We start from the raw sequence: 16503 nt of genomic DNA on the forward strand, positions 1-16503 counted from the left end.
GATACTGCGTGTATCGGCCGTGGCCGGGGTTTCATTAATTTTTTTCGAGTGCGGGAACGGATGGCAGAGCAAGAGCAGGGCACAGGTATCAGGGTCGAGGCGTTGGCCCCCGAGTTCCAGGCGCAGGCCCAGGCTTGGGCGCAGCGCCTGGGCTTGCCGATGACCGACGACGAGGCCGGCTTTGCCGTGCAGGTCGGCGTCGATGGCCTGCAGGTTCAGCAGTTGGGGCCACAGGCACCCGGGCCGGTGCGGGTGGACTTCGTCGAGGGGCAGGCGGCGCATCGGCGCCTGTACGGCGGTGGCAGCGGGCAGATGATCGCCAAGGCGGTCGGTATCGCCCAGGGTGTTCGGCCGCAGGTACTGGATGCCACTGCGGGCCTTGGCAAGGATGCGTTCGTGCTGGCCAGCCTGGGCTGCCAGATGACGCTGATCGAGCGCCAGCCATTGATTGCCGCGCTGCTCGAGGATGGGTTGGCGCGGGCGCGGGGTGATCTTGAGGTGGGCGGGATTGTCGAACGCATGCGCTTGCTGACGGGCAATGCCATCGAGCGGATGCGGGCTTGGGAAGGCGAGGCGCCACAAGTGATCTACCTCGATCCGATGTTCCCGCATCGGGACAAGAGTGCCCTGGTGAAGAAGGAGATGCGGGTGTTCAGGCCCTTGGTCGGGGATGACCTGGATGCGCCGGCCTTGCTGGAGGCGGCCCTGGCGTTGGCGTCGCACCGGGTGGTGGTCAAGCGGCCGCGCAAGGCGCCGATCATCGAGGGGGTGAAGCCGAGTCACAGCCTGGAGGGGAAATCGAGCCGGTACGATATCTATCCCAAGAAGGCGTTGAAGGGATGAGGCCTATGGAGCGGATTTTGATCGCGTGATGATGACACGAGGCAGGGCGGCAGCCTTGCAGTGTTCTCGAGATCGAGCGCCGCCCGTGCGGCGCATCGCGGATGAATCCGCTCCTACATCTGCTGCAACATGGCCGGCGCTATCGATGCTCCGCCTGCCTGTAGGCGCGGATTTATCCGCGATGCGCTGCGCGGCGGCGCTCGGTCTCATAGACGCCCTATTTCTCCCGCTGAACAGCTTGAGAGGCCTGGCCAAACCCAGCCTCAAACCAGCACCCGCGACCCCGCCACCGCCACCACTAGAAGCCCAATCGCCAGGTTGACCCCAACCATCCGCCGAATCCGCCCCAGCACACCGGCTCCCGACGCCCAATCCTCAGCCTGCACAGCGGCCCGCAGCTCCGGCAGCAGCAACGACTGGATCCGCATGAACAAGGCGAACATAACGATCCCGCCACCGATCATCACCTGCACATACCGCGGCGCCGTCTCGAAGCCGGCAAAGCGCAGGTGGATCATGCCCACTCCGCTGACAGCCAGCACCGCCACCGCCAGCCAGACCCATCTGAAGAAGCGCTGGAAAACTTCCACCCACAACCGCAGCCGCGCCGGCCCTTCGAGCGCGGCAACCGTGGCTGGGCGCAGTACCAGCCAGGCGAAGAACATACCGCCAACCCAGACCAGGGCGGCAAGCAAGTGCAAGGTGTAGGGCAGGGCAAAGGCGAGCATCCGGATCTCCATGCGGCACAAAGGGCAATAGCGGGGTATGATAGCCGGCCCATGCGAAACACTGAAAATATATCCAGCCCTCCGGGCGCCTGCAGACCATGATCAGCAACGAACTCAAAGCCACCATCCAGGGCGCCTATTCGCGTTTCCTCGAAGCCAAAAGCCTCAAGCCACGCTACGGCCAGCGCCTGATGATCGCCGAAGTCGCCAAGGTGCTCGGTGACATCGCCTGCGACGACGAAGGTCGCCGCGCCGGCGAGCCCGCCGTGGTGGCGGTGGAGGCCGGTACCGGTACCGGCAAGACGGTCGCCTACAGCCTGGCCGCGATTCCCGCCGCCAAGGCCGCCGGCAAGCGCCTGGTGATCGCCACCGCGACCGTGGCCTTGCAGGAACAGATCGTGTTCAAGGACCTGCCCGACCTGATGCGCAACAGCGGGCTGAACTTCAGCTTCGCCCTGGCCAAGGGCCGGGGGCGCTACCTGTGCCTGTCCAAACTCGACATCCTGCTGCAGGAAGGCCACGCGCAGTCGGCCACCGCCCAGCTGTTCGAGGAGGAAGGCTTTCACATCGAGGTCGACGAGCGCAGCCAGAAGCTGTTCAACAGCATGATCGAGAAGCTCGCCGGCAATCGTTGGGACGGCGATCGCGACAGCTGGTCCGAAGCCATCGAGGACCAGGACTGGGCACGCCTGACCACCGACCACAGCCAGTGCACCGGCCGGCACTGCCCAAATTTCCAGCAGTGCGTGTTCTACAAGGCCCGCGAAGGCATGGGCAAGGTCGATGTGATCGTCACCAACCACGACATGGTCCTGGCCGACCTCGCGCTTGGCGGCGGCGCCGTATTGCCCGACCCGCGCGACACCGTGTACGTATTCGACGAAGGCCATCACCTGCCAGACAAGGCCATTGGCCATTTCGCCCACTATTCGCGCTTGCGCTCCACCGCCGACTGGCTGGAGCAGACCGCCAAGAACCTTACCAAGCTGCTGGCCCAGCACCCGTTGCCGGGCGATCTGGGCCGCTACATCGAGCAAGTGCCGGAACTGGCCCGTGAGGTGCGCACGCAGCAGCAGTTCATGTTCACCCTCTGTGAACAGGTTGCCGACTTCCGTGCCGGCGAAGACATGGAAGGGCGTGACCGCCCACGCTACCGCTTCGAAGGCGGCGTGGTGCCCGAGCAGATCCGCGAGGTCGGCATCGAGCTGAAAAAGGGGTTCGCCCGCCTGAACGACCTGTTCACGCGCCTGGCCGACCTGCTCAAGGAAGGCATGGATGGCGAGAACAACATCGGCATCGCCAGCCACCAGGCCGAAGAGTGGTACCCACTGTTCGGCAGCCTGGTGACCCGCGCCCAAGGTAACTGGGAGCTGTGGACCGCTTTCACCGCCGAAGACCCGGAAGACAGCCCGCCCATGGCCCGCTGGCTCACCCTGGCCGAATCCGGTGCGCTGTTCGATATCGAGGTCAATGCCAGCCCGATCCTCGCCGCCGAGATGCTGCGCAAGAGCCTGTGGAACGTTGCCCACGGCGCCCTGGTCACCTCGGCTACGCTCACCGCCCTGGGCAAGTTCGACCGTTTCCGCATGCGTTCGGGCCTGCCGCGTGACGCCGTCACCTGCGTGGTGCCCAGCCCGTTCGTGCACGGTGACGCAGGCCTGCTGCGGGTGCCCGACCTGGGCGCCGACCCGCGTGACGCCACCGCCCATACGGCGGCGATCATTCGTGAACTGCCGAACATCGTCGAGGAGGCCCGTGGCGCTCTGGTGCTGTTTTCTTCGCGCAAGCAGATGCAGGACGTGTTCGACGGCCTGGACCGCGACTGGCGCAAGCTGGTGCTGATCCAGGGCAACCTTTCCAAGCAGGAAACACTCAACAAGCACAAGGCGCGGGTCGATGACGGCCAGCACAGCGTCCTGTTCGGTCTCGCCAGCTTCGCCGAAGGGGTCGACTTGCCGGGTGCCTATTGCGAGCACGTGGTCATCGCAAAGATTCCCTTCGCCGTGCCCGACGACCCGGTCGAGGCGGCCTTGGCCGAGTGGATCGAGGCCCGGGGCGGCAACCCGTTCATGGAGATCGCCGTGCCCGACGCCTCGCTGCGCCTGATCCAGGCCTGCGGCCGCCTGCTGCGCACCGAGCAGGACCGTGGCGTCATCACCTTGCTCGACCGGCGCCTGGTCACCCAGCGCTACGGCAAGGCTATCCTCAATGCACTCCCGCCCTTCCGGCGGGAAATCAGCTGACTGCCGGAGTATTACGCCCCGGCTCGTTGTCATAGATCCGATCGTGAGCCCAGCAGGGCTCTGAAGGAGAGCAACCGCCCCATGATTCGCCGTACCCTGCCTGCCTTGTTTACCCTGTTGTTCAGTGCCCCTTTGCTGGCCGGGCAACAGACGCTGTTCAGTTTTGTCCGCCCTGCCTCGGTCGTGAACGTGACCACTCAGGACGCCGGGATGCCGCAATACAACGCGGAGCAGACAGCTGAAGGCGAGGCGTTGCGGCGGGTGGTGTTCAATCCGGTAGCGCAACCGACCCTGCGCCTGAGCCCCCAGAGCGGTGCCTGGGACTGGTCTGGCGTGCAGGCCCTCACCCTGCGCCTGCAAAGTGCCATGGACTGGGCACTGACCGTGGACGTGACCGTACAGAGCAGCGACGGGCGCACGCTCACCAGCCGCATCGACCTGCCGGCGGGGCCTGCGCAAACCGTGATGATTCCGCTCAAGGCCAGCTCGCCGCTGAGCCAGGGGATGCGTGCCGGGCCTCCGATGCCCTGGGCCTTCGAAGGGCAACGCCTGCTGCTGACCAGCAGTGCGGGGGACACCGATCTCAAGCAGGTCACCTCGATCAGCCTGACCATCCCCAACCCCAAGGTGGCCCAGAGCCTGCTGATCGAAAAGGTCGGTTTGCAAGACGATGATTTGGCATTAAAGGCGGCCTACAGCGAGCTGATCGACGTCTACGGCCAGTCCACCCGTGCGCGGTGGCCGGAGAAGATCGTCAGCGACGATCAGCTCAAGGCCGCCGACAACCGCGAGCAATCCATGCTCAAGCGCTGGCTGGCCGAGCGGGACAAGCAGGGCCTGGACCCTTACGGCGGCCTGCTGGCTGGGCCGGCGTTCGAGGCCAAGGGGTTCTTCCGCACCGAAAAGCGCGAAGGGCGCTGGTACCTGGTCACACCTGACGGTCACCCGTTCTACTCGCTGGGCGTCAATGCCGTTGCCGCCGACGGTGGCCGCACCTACGTGGCCGGTCGCGAGGGCATGTTCAGGGCGTTGCCGGGAGAGGGCGACGCATTCGCTGCTTACTATGGCGAGGGCAACAACGACGATGGCAATGCCTCGTCGCAGGGGCGCAACTTCAAGCAGGGGCGCTGGTTCGACTTCTATGCGGCCAATCTGCAACGCACCTATGGCCAACCCTGTGCACCAGGCGCCCCATGCCCGCCCCTGGCATTCGATGCGCAGCGCTGGCAGGGGCATACCCTCGACCGCCTGCAGGCTTGGGGCTTCAATACCCTCGGCAACTGGAGCGACCCAGCGTTCGCCCAGGTCAAACGCATGCCCTACACCCTGCCGCTGGCGATCGTCGGTGACTACGCCAGCATCAGCACCGGCATGGACTGGTGGGGGCGCATGCCCGACCCGTTCGACCCACGCTTCGCCATGGCCACGGAGCGTGCCGTGGCCATCGCCGCCCGTGACCACCGCGACGACCCCTGGCTGATCGGCTATTTCGCCGACAACGAGCTGGCCTGGGCCGCGCCGGGTGATGACCCCAAAGCCCGGTATGGCCTGGCCTATGGCACTCTGCGCCTGACCACCGACGTGCCCGCCAAGCGCGCCTTCCTCAAGCAGTTGCGCGACAAGTACCGCAACCAGGCAGGGCTCTCCAAGGCCTGGGGTATCGAACTGACGGCCTGGGAGCTGATGGAAGACCCGGGTTTCGAAGCTCCGCTGCCCAACCCGGAACATCCGGAAATCGAGCGCGACTATCAGTACTTCCAGCAGGTGTTCGCCGAGACCTACTTCAAGACCATTTCCGATGCGCTGGAGTGGCATGCGCCCAACCACATGCTCCTGGGGGGGCGCTATGCGGTGAGCACACCCGAAGCCGTCAAGGCCTGCGCCGAGTTCTGCGATGTGCTGAGTTTCAACTTCTATACCCTCAAGCCCGAGGACGGTTACGACTTCGCCCGCCTGGCCGAGCTGGACAAGCCGGTACTGGTCTCGGAGTTCCAGTTCGGCTCCCGTGATCGTGGCCCGTTCTGGCCAGGGCCGGTGGAGGTTGCCCGTGAAGAGGACCGTGGCCCGGCCTATGCCAACTTCCTCAAGGCCGCCTTGGCCCAGCCGATGATCGTGGGCGCACACTGGTTCCAGTACCTCGACCAACCCGCCAGTGGCCGCCTGCTTGATGGCGAGAACGGCCACCTGGGGCTGGTGGCGATCACCGACGTGGCCTATCCGGGGTTTGTCGAGGCGGTACGCCGCAGCAACCTGCAGGCCATTGGTCAGTTGCGCGATGCGCTGGGCAAACCCAGCCAGTGAGCGAGTCCGGGGGCGGCAGGCCCTCGGATTGTCGACTCTTCTTCACGACCATCCAGCCACATTCAGTTTGCAAAACGGCCAACTGCTGAAACAATGCACGCTTTTGCACGTTAGGTCGTACGGAGAGCAGTCGGGTGCAGATCCAGGGTCACTATGAGCTGAAGTTCGAGGCGGTGCGCGATGCCTTCGCCGCGTTGTTCGAGGATCCCCAGGAGCGTGGTGCGGCGTTGTGCATCCAGGTTGGCGGTGAAACCGTGGTCGACCTGTGGGGCGGCAGCGCCGACAAGGACGGCCGCGAGGCGTGGCACAGCGATACCATCGCCAACCTGTTCTCCTGCACCAAGACCTTCACCGCCGTCACGGCATTGCAACTGGTAGGTGAGGGCAAGCTGGCCCTCGACGCGCCTGTTGCCCGCTACTGGCCGGAATTCGCCCAGGCTGGCAAACAGACCATCACCCTGCGCCAACTGCTCAGCCACCGCGCCGGCCTGCCGGCTATTCGCGAACTGTTGCCGGCCGAGTCGTTGTACGACTGGCAGGCGATGGTCGATGCCCTGGCTGCCGAGACGCCTTGGTGGGCGCCGGGTACCGAGCATGGTTACGCCGCCATCACCTATGGCTGGTTGATCGGCGAACTGATTCGCCGCGCTGATGGCCGTGGCCCGGGCGAGTCCATCGTGGCCCGCACTGCCCGGCCATTGGGGCTGGACTTCCATGTCGGCCTGGCGGACGAAGAATTTCACCGCGTGGCACATATCGCCCGCGGCAAGGGCAACCCGGGCGACGCCGCCGCGCAGCGCCTGCTGCAAGTGACGATGCGCGAGCCCGAGGCACTGTCTACCCGTGCTTTCACCAACCCGCCGGCCATCCTGACCAGCACCAACAAGCCGGAGTGGCGGCGCATGCAGCAACCTGCGGCCAATGGCCATGGAAACGCACGCAGCCTCGCGGGTTTCTACGCCGGCTTGCTCGATGGCAGCCTGCTGGAGTCCGAACTGCTCGACGAACTGACCCGCGAACACAGCCTGGGCCAGGACCGTACCTTGCTGACCCAGACGCGTTTCGGCCTGGGATGCATGCTCGACCAGCCCGATGTGGCCAATGCCACCTTCGGCCTCGGCGGTCGCGCATTCGGCCATCCAGGCGCCGGTGGCTCGGTCGGGTTCGCCGACCCTGAACATGACGTAGCCTTCGGTTTCGTCACCAACACGCTTGGCCCTTACGTGCTGATGGACCCGCGCGCCCAACAACTGGTGCGTGTCCTTGGCAGTTGCCTTTGATCGGGTAATGCGGGTATTGCCCGGACCCTTTGACTATCCTCAATGCCAACGCCTGAAGTGTGTGGGCAAAATTTCTTTTAATTTCATGGTGTATCGCTGATGTCTTCACATAAAACCTTAGCACTTGCCCTGTGCCTGACCATGACCGGCTGTGCCAGCCACTCCCAGGACGCTTCCAAGGAAGGCGGCCTGAGCTGGTGGCCCTTTGGCTCCGACAAGGTCGCCGAACAGGAAGTGAAGGCCGCCGTGACCGAGAACGTGGCCAAGGCCGACGCCAAGTCCGAAAGCAGCAGCCGCTGGTGGTGGCCGTTTGGCTCCGAAGAGAAGAAGCCTGCCGCCGCCGCCGTGCCGAAGATCGACCAGAAAGCCACCCAGGCCTGGCTCGACCAGTACGAACCCAAGGTGCGCGAAGCCATCAAGGGCAGCAAGCTCGAGCTCGAGCGCCGCGAAGATGTACTGGCGGTGACCATCCCGGTGGACAGCTCGTACAACCCGGACCGCCCGAACATGCTGCTGCCGATCACCCTCGGTCCGATCACCCAGGTGGCCAAGGTCATTGAAACCGACACCAAGACCGCCGTACTGATCCTTGGCCACGCCGACAGCAGCGGTGCCACCGCCGCCAACCAGAAGCTCAGCCTCGAGCGTGCCGCTTCGGTGTCGGCGATCTTCCGTCTTAGCGGCCTGCAGCGTGATCGCCTGATGCTCAAGGGCATGGGCTCGGTCATGCCGCGCGCCGCCAACGACAGCGCCGAGGGCCGTGCCCTGAACCGCCGCGTCGAAATGCTGCTGACCCCGCAGAACACCATGGTCGCCCTGTTGGCCAAGTATCAGCAGGCTGCGCCAACCCCTGCTCCGGCGGCGATGGTTGCGACACAGGAAACCAAGGCGCCAGTGGCCGCCAAGCCCGCCGCCAAGCCTGCAGCGAAGAAGCCCGCCGCCAAAGCCAAGGCACCGGCCAAGGCCAGCACCACCGCGAAGAAGAAAGCCGCTCCGGCCAAACCCGCCGCGAAGAAGGCCGCCACCGACAAGAAAGTCGCCGCCAACAGCCCTGCGAAGACCAACTGATCGTCAAGGAAACGCAGTCATGACCCAATCCCTGGCCGATATGCGCCGCGACTACACCCGTGATGGCCTGGCCGAAGCCCAGGCCCCGGGGGAGCCGTTTGCGCTGTTCCACCACTGGTTTGCCGACGCGGTGAAGACCGAGCAACTGCCGGTGGAAGCCAATGCCATGACCCTGGCCACGGTGGATGCCGATGGCCGTCCGCATTGCCGGGTGTTGTTGCTCAAGGCCCTCGATGGGCGGGGGTTCACCTTCTTCACCAACTACGAAAGCGCCAAGGGCCAGCACATCGCGGCCAACCCGTTCGCCGCCATGACGTTCTTCTGGCCGGCGCTGGAGCGTCAAGTGCGCATCGAAGGGCGGGTGGAGAAGGTTACGGCCAAGGAGTCGGACGATTACTACCAGGTACGCCCATTGGGCAGCCGCCTGGGGGCCTGGGCGTCGCCGCAGAGCCGAGTGATTGCTGACCGTGAGGAGTTGGAGGGGCTGGTCAAGGCTACCGAGGCGCGTTTCTCCGACACGCAACCCCATTGCCCCGAGCATTGGGGCGGCTACCGTCTTTTGCCAGAGCGCATCGAATTCTGGCAGGGGCGGGCCAGTCGCTTGCATGATCGGCTGAACTACCGCCTGGTCGATGGCCAATGGCAGCGCGAGCGCCTGGCCCCTTGAATCCAACGGGCCGCTGTGCGGCCCTTCGCCGGCAAAGCCGGCTCCTACAGATCAGATTGGCAACGCGTCCCCTGTAGGAGCCGGCTTTGCCGGCGAAGGGCTGCAAAGCAGCCCCCGCTTCACCGATATCTCGCCGACTCCCGCTCCAGCCACGCCGCCAGCTCCTTGCGTCCAACTTTCTCCGCCCGCGCCCGCTGCAACAGCCCGAGCATGTATTCGCGCTTGCCCGGATCCTCTCCCGCCAGCGACAACGCCAGGTCACGGTCCATCCAGCGGCGCATGCGTACGTACAGCCACCAGTGAAAATACAGGCCCGTGGCAGTCACCACGACGACGATGAAGTAATCCATGGCTATCCTTGGTCCAACGTTTAAACCAGCTCGACAGCTCGTTACGGCTGTACCGTAGCTGAATGAGAACAAATTTATAACGTTTGCGCCGTGACAGTTGTCAAGACGAAGCGTCTAATGAGCACCTGTAACTTTTTGGAGAATGTCCCCATGCGTAAATCCGCTTTGCTGCTGGCCACCTTCACCACTGTGTCGCTGCTGCTGGGTGGCTGCCAGTCGTCGCTGACCGGCGACAGCTACTCCCGTGATGAGGCTCGCCGCGTGCAGACCGTGCGCATGGGCACCATCGAGTCCCTGCGCCCCGTGAAGATCGAAGGCACCAAGACCCCGATCGGTGGTGGTGCTGGCGCTATCGTCGGCGGTGTCGCCGGCAGCGCCATTGGTGGCGGCCGTGGCAGCGTCGTTGCGGCCGTGATCGGTGCCGTGGCCGGTGGCCTGGCCGGTTCCGCCGCAGAAGAAGGTCTGACCCGCACCCAGGGCGTCGAGATTACCGTGCGTGAAGATGACGGCAGCATGCGCGCCTATGTGCAGCAAGTGCAGCAGAACGAGGTATTCCGCGTGGGTGAGCGTGTGCGCATCATGACCGTCGATGGCACCAGCCGCGTTACTCACTGATAACGCAAGTAAAAAGAAACCCCGACCGGCTCGGCCGTGTCGGGGTTTCTTTTTTTGTGCCGGAGAAGGCCGCTGGATCAGTCGTTCAGCCCGAGCATGTCGCGTGCTACTGCTTCGGCGATGCGGATGCCATCGACACCGGCAGACAAGATGCCGCCAGCATAGCCCGCGCCTTCGCCGGCCGGGAACAGGCCCTTGAGGTTGAGGCTCTGGAAGTCGGCGCCGCGGGTGATGCGCAGTGGCGACGAGGTACGTGTCTCGATGCCGGTCAGCACTGCGTCGTGCAGGTTGTAGCCCTTGATCTGGCGGTCGAAGGCCGGCAGCGCTTCACGGATCGCCTCGATGGCGAAGTCCGGCAGGCTCGGTGCCAGGTCGCCAAGGGTGACGCCAGGTTTGTAGGAGGGCTCGACGCTGCCCAGTGCGGTGGATGGGCGGCCCGCGACAAAATCACCCACCAATTGCGCCGGGGCCTGGTAGTTGCTGCCACCCATTACATAGGCGTGGGCTTCCAGGCGTTCCTGCAGCTCGATGCCGGCCAGCGGGCCACCCGGGTAGTCGCGCTCGGGGTCGATACCGACGACGATGCCGGAGTTGGCATTGCGCTCGTTGCGCGAGTACTGGCTCATGCCGTTGGTGACCACGCGGCCCGGTTCGCTGGTGGCGGCGACCACGGTGCCGCCCGGGCACATGCAGAAGCTGTAGACCGAACGGCCGTTCTTGGCGTGGTGCACCAGCTTGTAGTCGGCGGCGCCGAGTTTCGGGTGGCCGGCGTACTTGCCCAGGCGCGCCTTGTCGATCAGCGACTGCGGGTGCTCGATACGGAAACCGACCGAAAACGGCTTGGCTTCCATGAACACGCCTTTGGCGTGGAGCATGCGGAAGGTGTCGCGGGCGCTATGGCCCAGGGCCAGGACCACATGGCGCGACTGCAGTTGTTCGCCGCTTTGCAGCACCACGCCGGTGAGCTGCTCGCCGTCCACCAGCAGGTCGGTGACCTTCTGCTCGAAGCGCACCTCACCGCCCAGGGTGATGATTTCCTCACGCATCTTCTCGACCATGCTGGTCAGGCGGAAGGTACCGATGTGCGGCTTGTTGATGTAGAGGATTTCTTCCGGGGCGCCGGCCTTGACGAACTCTTCCAGCACCTTGCGGCCGTGGTGGTTCGGGTCCTTGATCTGGCTGTACAGCTTGCCGTCGGAGAAGGTGCCGGCGCCGCCTTCGCCGAACTGCACGTTGGACTCGGGATTGAGCACACTCTTGCGCCACAGGCCCCAGGTATCCTTGGTGCGCTGACGTACTTCCTTGCCGCGTTCGAGGACGATCGGCTTGAAGCCCATCTGTGCCAGCAACAGACCGGCGAAGATACCGCAAGGGCCGAAACCGACGACGATAGGGCGTTCCTGCGGCTCGTTCGGCGCGTGGCCGACGAACTTGTAGCTGACATCTGGCGCGACGCCGACCTTCGGGTCGTCGGCGAAGGTGCGCAGCAGTTCGGCTTCATTGCTGGTTTCGAGATCGATGGTGTAGATGAACAGCAGCTCGCTGTTCTTCTTGCGCGCATCGTAGCTGCGCTTGAACAGGGTGAAGCCGAGCAGTTGCGCGTCGCTGATCCCCAGGCGCTGGACGATGGCGGCGCGCAGCTCGTAGTCGGAGTGGTCCAGGGGCAGCTTCAGTTCGGTGATTCGTAGCATGGCAGGGTCCAGTATCCCGGCCATGGGCGGCCGGCGGCTTTACACAAACCGCCAAGTATAAGCTGTTCGCCGCCCCGACTGGCAGGATAAAAGCACCTGGCGATCAGAGGTCGCGGGCACCGCCGTAGTAGGCGCAGCCCTGCAGGGTCTTGCCGTCGATGCGCAGCTCGGCCTTGAGATGGCGGATGGCGCCGGTGGCGCCGTCGACGCAACGCTGCGGCGCGACCCACAGTTCGACGTGTTGACCGTTGGCTTCGCTGGAAAGGCTCAGGCCACCGCCAGGCATTTCCTCTTCCAGATAAGGCAGTGGCAGCGGGTCCTGACCGACGCGGTTGAGCACCATGCCCTTGCCGCTGGCCTTGATGTCCCAGTCCGGCTCATGGCCGCCGGCGCGCAGGGTCAGTTGCTTGAAGTTCGGGTCTTCGCAGCCTGGATGCTCGGAGGATTCGAGGCGGTACAGGCGGGTCACATCGAGCTGGCCGTCGCTGCCCGCCTGCTTGCTGCCGGTCATGCGGGCACGGACGTCGGCGAACAGTTTGTCACCGGCGTCGTCGGCCAGGTTGGCGGCCTCTTGCAGAATGCCAGTCGCGGCGGCGTCGTTGACGATGAAGCGACGGCTTTCACTGCAGGGCTTGAACAACAGGTGGCCGCCGGCCGCGCTCAGTTCGCCTTGCATGCGGGTGGTGCCCAGGTTCGGGTCGACGGGTTTTTCGGCCAGCATCTGGCATCCGGCGAACAGGGGCAGCAGGGCGGTGAGCAGCAGGGAGGGGGTGAGGCGCATGGGGCGGGCTCCGGTGTTCGGGCAAAAAGTGCCGGCCACGTTACCGAGCCTGTCGGGTGTCCACAAGGGGGGCAGTCCATCGTGTAGGAGCCAGCCTTGCTGGCGAACCAGGCGCCTCGGTGGATGGCACCGGCTATGCCGGTGTTCGCCGGCAAGGCCGGCTCCTACAAGGGCCACGCCAGCATCAAGTTCTACAGGCAGAAAAAAGGGCCCGAAGGCCCTTTGATCTGTTACCCCCCGAGGTACGCGTCGCGCACCTTCGGGTCGGTCAATAGCGCTTCACCGGTACCCTGCATCACCACCTTGCCGTTTTCCAGCACATAGGCGCGGTCGGCGATCTTCAGTGCCTGGTTGGCGTTCTGCTCCACCAGGAACACCGTCACGCCATCGCGGCGCAACTGTTCGATGATGTCGAAGATCTGCTGGATGATGATCGGGGCCAGGCCCAGCGACGGCTCGTCGAGCAGCAGGAGCTTGGGTTTGCTCATCAGTGCCCGGCCGATGGCGAGCATCTGCTGCTCGCCGCCGGACATGGTACCGCCGCGCTGGATGTAGCGTTCCTTCAGGCGTGGGAACAGCTGCAGGACCTTGTCCAGCTGCTCCTGGTAGTCGCCTTTGTCGGTGAAGAAACCGCCCATGGCCAGGTTTTCCTCGACCGTCAGGCGCGAGAACACGCGGCGGCCTTCCGGCACCACCGCGATGCTCTTGCGCATGATGTGCGAAGACGACTGGCCGACCAGCTCCTCGCCCAGGTACTTGATGCTGCCGCTGCTCGCCTGGGGCGAGCCGCAGAGGGTCATCAGCAGCGTCGACTTGCCGGCGCCGTTGGCGCCGATCAGGGTGACGATCTCGCCCTGGTTGATCTCCACGTTGACGCTGTGCAGCGCCTGGATCTTGCCGTAGAAGGTGGAAACGTTCTCGAACTTCAGCATTTACGCTTCCCCCAGGTAGGCCTTGATCACATCAGGGTTGCCGCGGATCTCGTCCGGCGTGCCATCGGCCAGGGGCGTGCCCTGGTTGATCACCACGATGTGGTCGGAAATGCTCATCACCAGCTTCATGTCGTGCTCGATCAGCAGCACGGTCACGTTGTGGGATTCACGCAGGTAGGCGATGAGGGCCTTGAGGTCCTCGGTCTCCTTGGGGTTAAGGCCGGCGGCCGGTTCGTCGAGCATGATGATCCGTGGCTGGGTCATCATGCAGCGGGCGATTTCCAGGCGCCGTTGCTGGCCGTAGGCGAGGGTGCCAGCGGTGCGGTTGGCGAACTCGGTCAGGTTGACCTTCTCCAGCCAGTACTGGGCGCGCTCCATGGCCTCCTTCTCGCTGCGGCGGAAGCTCGGGGTCTTGAACAGGCCGGCGAAGAAGTTGGTGTTGAGGTGGCGGTGCTGGGCAATCAGCAGGTTTTCCAGCGCGGTCATTTCCTTGAACAGGCGCACGTTCTGGAAGGTCCGCACCACGCCCTTGCGAGCGATCTGATGGCCGGCCAGGCCCTGGATCGGCTGGCCGTCAAGCAGGATGGTGCCGCCGCTGGGCTTGTAGAAGCCGGTGAGGCAGTTGAACACGGTGGTCTTGCCGGCACCGTTCGGGCCGATCAGCGCGACCACCTGTTTCTCCTTGACGGTCAGGCCCACGCCGTTGACCGCCAACAAGCCGCCGAAGCGCATGCTCAGGCCGCTGACTTGCAGAATTTCGCGGCTCATCGAGGCAGCTCCATGTGCGGACGTTGCATAGGCAGCAGGCCTTGCGGACGCCAGATCATCATCAACACCATCAGCGCACCGAACATCAGCATCCGGTATTCGCTGAACTCACGCATCATCTCCGGTAGCAGGATCATCACGATGGCCGCGAGAATCACGCCCAACTGCGAACCCATGCCGCCCAGCACGACGATGGCGAGGATGATCGCCGATTCGATGAAGGTGAACGACTCCGGTGTCACCAACCCTTGGCGGGCGGCGAAGAAGCTGCCGGCGAAGCCGGCGAAGCAGGCGCCCAGGGTGAACGCCGAGAGCTTGATCACGGTGGGGTTCAGGCCCAGCGCACGGCAGGCGATCTCGTCTTCACGCAGTGCTTCCCAGGCCCGGCCGATCGGCATGCGCAGCAGGCGGTTGATGACGAACAGGGCCAGCAACGCCAGCAGCAGGGCCACCAGGTAGAGGAAGATCACCTTGTTGATCGAGTTGTATTCCAGCCCGAAGAACTCGTGGAAGGTCTGCATGCCTTCGGCGGCGCGGCGTTCGAAGGTCAGGCCGAAGAACTCCGGCTTGGGGATGTTGCTGATGCCGTTGGGGCCGCCGGTCCAGTCGGTGAGGTTGCGCAGGAACAGGCGAATGATTTCGCCGAAGCCCAGCGTGACGATCGCCAGGTAGTCGCCGCGCAGGCGCAGCACCGGGAAACCGAGCAGGAAACCGAAGGTGGCGGCCATCAGGCCGGCGATCGGCAGGCACACCCAGAAGCTCCAGCCCAGGTAGTGGGAGAGCATGGCGTAGCTGTAGGCGCCGACGGCATAGAAGCCCACGTAACCCAGGTCGAGCAGGCCCGCCAGGCCGACCACGATGTTCAGGCCCAGGCCCAGCAACACGTAGATCAGGATCAGGGTGGCGATGTCGACCGCGCCGCGCGAGCCGAAGAACGGCCAGATCAGCGCCGCGACGATCAGCCCGATGATGACCCAGCGCTGGGTCTTCGGCAGGGTGAGGAAGTTGGTTACCGAAGGCGGTACCAGCTTGCGCTCCGAGCGGCGGCCCATCACCGCGCTCCACTGCTTGTCGAACAAGACGCGCAGGAACATCAGTACCGAGCACGCGGCGATGATGCTGATGGTGAACGAGCCCTGGCTGTGCACGATCAGGCTGATGCCGTCGATGCTGAGCTTCAGGCCCAGCACCGGGAAGGCCACGGCCCAGACCAGCAAGGCGCTGAAGAACGCCTGTTTGAGATTTCTGTTCATACTTTTTCAACCTCCGGGCGGCCCAGGATGCCGGTCGGCCGGAACAACAGGACGAGAACCAAGAGACCGAATGCCACCACGTCCTTGTACTGGTCGCCGAAGATGTCGGCGCCGAAGGCTTCGGCCACGCCCAGCACCAGCCCGCCGAGCATGGCGCCCGGGATGCTGCCGATGCCGCCCAATACCGCCGCGGTGAAGGCTTTCAAGCCCACCAGGAAGCCGGCGTTGGGGTTGATCACCCCGTACTGCATGCTCAGCAGCACGGCCGCCACCGCCGCCAGCGCGGCACCGATGACGAAGGTCAGGGCGATGATGTTGTTGGTGTTGATGCCCAGCAGGTTGGCCATCTTGATGTCCTCGGCGCAGGCGCGGCAGGCACGGCCGAGGCGGGATCGGGAGATGAACAGGGTCAGGCAGGTCATGGCGATCAGCGTGACCACGAATACCAGGATCTGCATGTACGAGACCAGTACCTCCTCCGCGCCGCCCGGGCCGAAGGAGAAGGCGCCGGGAATCAGGTTGGGGATGGACTTGTCTTTCGAGTCCTGTGACAGCAGGACGGTGTTCTGCAGGAAGATCGACATGCCGATGGCGGAGATCAGCGGGATCAACCGGTTGCTGTTGCGCAGCGGTCGGTAGGCGACCCGTTCGATGCTGTAGCCGTAGGCACTGGTGACGCAGATCGTGGCGACGAAGGCCACGGTCATGAGGATCGGCAGGGAGTGGATGCCCATCATGGCCAGCCCGGCGAGGGCGATGAAGGCCACGTAGGAGCCGATCATGTACACCTCGCCGTGGGCGAAGTTGATCATGCCGATGATGCCGTACACCATCGTGTAACCGATGGCGATCAGGGCGTAGGTACTGCCGATGGTCAATCCGTTAACCAGTTGTTGGAGGAAGTGGTAGATCTCAGGCATTACAGCGCTCCTAAAAACCTGATTTGCATTTCTCTGGCGGGGGTGGCCCAGGCCCATTTGTTC

Annotated in this window: 15 protein-coding genes; 7 read left to right on the plus strand and 8 right to left on the minus strand. The window is 64.5% G+C overall.

Annotated features, from left to right (window positions below; genetic code table 11):
- Nucleotides 1–60 precede the first annotated feature (60 nt).
- Nucleotides 61–843, plus strand: coding sequence for a class I SAM-dependent methyltransferase (locus tag PSEEN_RS05930; RefSeq protein WP_011532580.1), 783 nt, complete (start codon nt 61–63; stop codon nt 841–843).
- Nucleotides 844–1106: 263 nt separating this feature from the next.
- Here the strand turns inward: PSEEN_RS05930 and PSEEN_RS05935 are convergent, their stop codons facing one another.
- On the minus strand, nt 1107–1571 hold the full coding sequence (locus tag PSEEN_RS05935) for a CopD family protein (protein WP_011532581.1): 465 nt from the start codon (nt 1569–1571) through the stop codon (nt 1107–1109).
- Between the two features lie 98 nt (nt 1572–1669).
- On the opposite strand from PSEEN_RS05935, the gene dinG reads away from it, so the two are divergent.
- The 5 genes from dinG (at nt 1670) to pdxH (ending at nt 9130) form a co-directional block, all read left to right on the plus strand.
- On the plus strand, nt 1670–3814 hold the full coding sequence (gene dinG, locus PSEEN_RS05940) for an ATP-dependent DNA helicase DinG (protein WP_011532582.1): 2145 nt from the start codon (nt 1670–1672) through the stop codon (nt 3812–3814).
- Nucleotides 3815–3895: 81 nt separating this feature from the next.
- Complete coding sequence (locus PSEEN_RS05945; protein WP_011532583.1) at nt 3896–6115, plus strand: beta-agarase; 2220 nt, start codon at nt 3896–3898, stop codon at nt 6113–6115.
- A gap of 134 nt (nt 6116–6249) precedes the next feature.
- Nucleotides 6250–7395: an EstA family serine hydrolase gene (locus tag PSEEN_RS05950; RefSeq protein ID WP_011532584.1), complete on the plus strand. Its 1146-nt coding sequence runs from the start codon at nt 6250–6252 to the stop codon at nt 7393–7395.
- Between the two features lie 99 nt (nt 7396–7494).
- Nucleotides 7495–8463, plus strand: coding sequence for an OmpA family protein (locus tag PSEEN_RS05955; protein WP_011532585.1), 969 nt, complete (start codon nt 7495–7497; stop codon nt 8461–8463).
- 19 nt (nt 8464–8482) lie between these two features.
- Entirely contained in the window at nt 8483–9130 is a 648-nt protein-coding gene (gene pdxH / locus PSEEN_RS05960; protein ID WP_011532586.1) for a pyridoxamine 5'-phosphate oxidase, read from the plus strand.
- A gap of 119 nt (nt 9131–9249) precedes the next feature.
- On the opposite strand, the gene PSEEN_RS05965 is transcribed toward pdxH, so the two are convergent.
- On the minus strand, nt 9250–9480 hold the full coding sequence (locus PSEEN_RS05965; RefSeq protein WP_011532587.1) for a hypothetical protein: 231 nt from the start codon (nt 9478–9480) through the stop codon (nt 9250–9252).
- 150 nt (nt 9481–9630) lie between these two features.
- Here PSEEN_RS05965 and PSEEN_RS05970 point away from each other — a divergent pair, with 150 nt between their 5' ends.
- Entirely contained in the window at nt 9631–10095 is a 465-nt protein-coding gene (locus PSEEN_RS05970) for an outer membrane lipoprotein (RefSeq protein ID WP_011532588.1), read from the plus strand.
- A 77-nt stretch (nt 10096–10172) separates the two neighbouring features.
- On the opposite strand, the gene PSEEN_RS05975 is transcribed toward PSEEN_RS05970, so the two are convergent.
- From PSEEN_RS05975 to livH, 6 genes are all read right to left on the minus strand, one after another.
- The gene (locus tag PSEEN_RS05975) at nt 10173–11786 is read right to left on the minus strand and encodes an NAD(P)/FAD-dependent oxidoreductase (RefSeq protein WP_011532589.1); all 1614 of its coding nucleotides are present in this window, start codon (nt 11784–11786) and stop codon (nt 10173–10175) included.
- A 103-nt stretch (nt 11787–11889) separates the two neighbouring features.
- Nucleotides 11890–12567, minus strand: coding sequence for a COG3650 family protein (locus PSEEN_RS05980; protein WP_011532590.1), 678 nt, complete (start codon nt 12565–12567; stop codon nt 11890–11892).
- A 230-nt stretch (nt 12568–12797) separates the two neighbouring features.
- Entirely contained in the window at nt 12798–13499 is a 702-nt protein-coding gene (locus PSEEN_RS05985; RefSeq protein ID WP_011532591.1) for an ABC transporter ATP-binding protein, read from the minus strand.
- Nucleotides 13500–14267, minus strand: coding sequence for a high-affinity branched-chain amino acid ABC transporter ATP-binding protein LivG (gene livG, locus PSEEN_RS05990; protein WP_011532592.1), 768 nt, complete (start codon nt 14265–14267; stop codon nt 13500–13502).
- Nucleotides 14264–15520, minus strand: a complete 1257-nt coding sequence (locus PSEEN_RS05995; protein ID WP_011532593.1) for a high-affinity branched-chain amino acid ABC transporter permease LivM — start codon at nt 15518–15520, stop codon at nt 14264–14266. The genes livG and PSEEN_RS05995 overlap by 4 nt, the downstream gene beginning before the upstream one ends.
- The gene (gene livH / locus PSEEN_RS06000; protein ID WP_011532594.1) at nt 15517–16440 is read right to left on the minus strand and encodes a high-affinity branched-chain amino acid ABC transporter permease LivH; all 924 of its coding nucleotides are present in this window, start codon (nt 16438–16440) and stop codon (nt 15517–15519) included. The genes PSEEN_RS05995 and livH overlap by 4 nt, the downstream gene beginning before the upstream one ends.
- Between the last annotated feature and the right edge of the window lie 63 nt (nt 16441–16503).

This window comes from Pseudomonas entomophila L48 (assembly GCF_000026105.1).
Classification (GTDB): Bacteria; Pseudomonadota; Gammaproteobacteria; order Pseudomonadales; family Pseudomonadaceae; genus Aquipseudomonas; species Aquipseudomonas entomophila.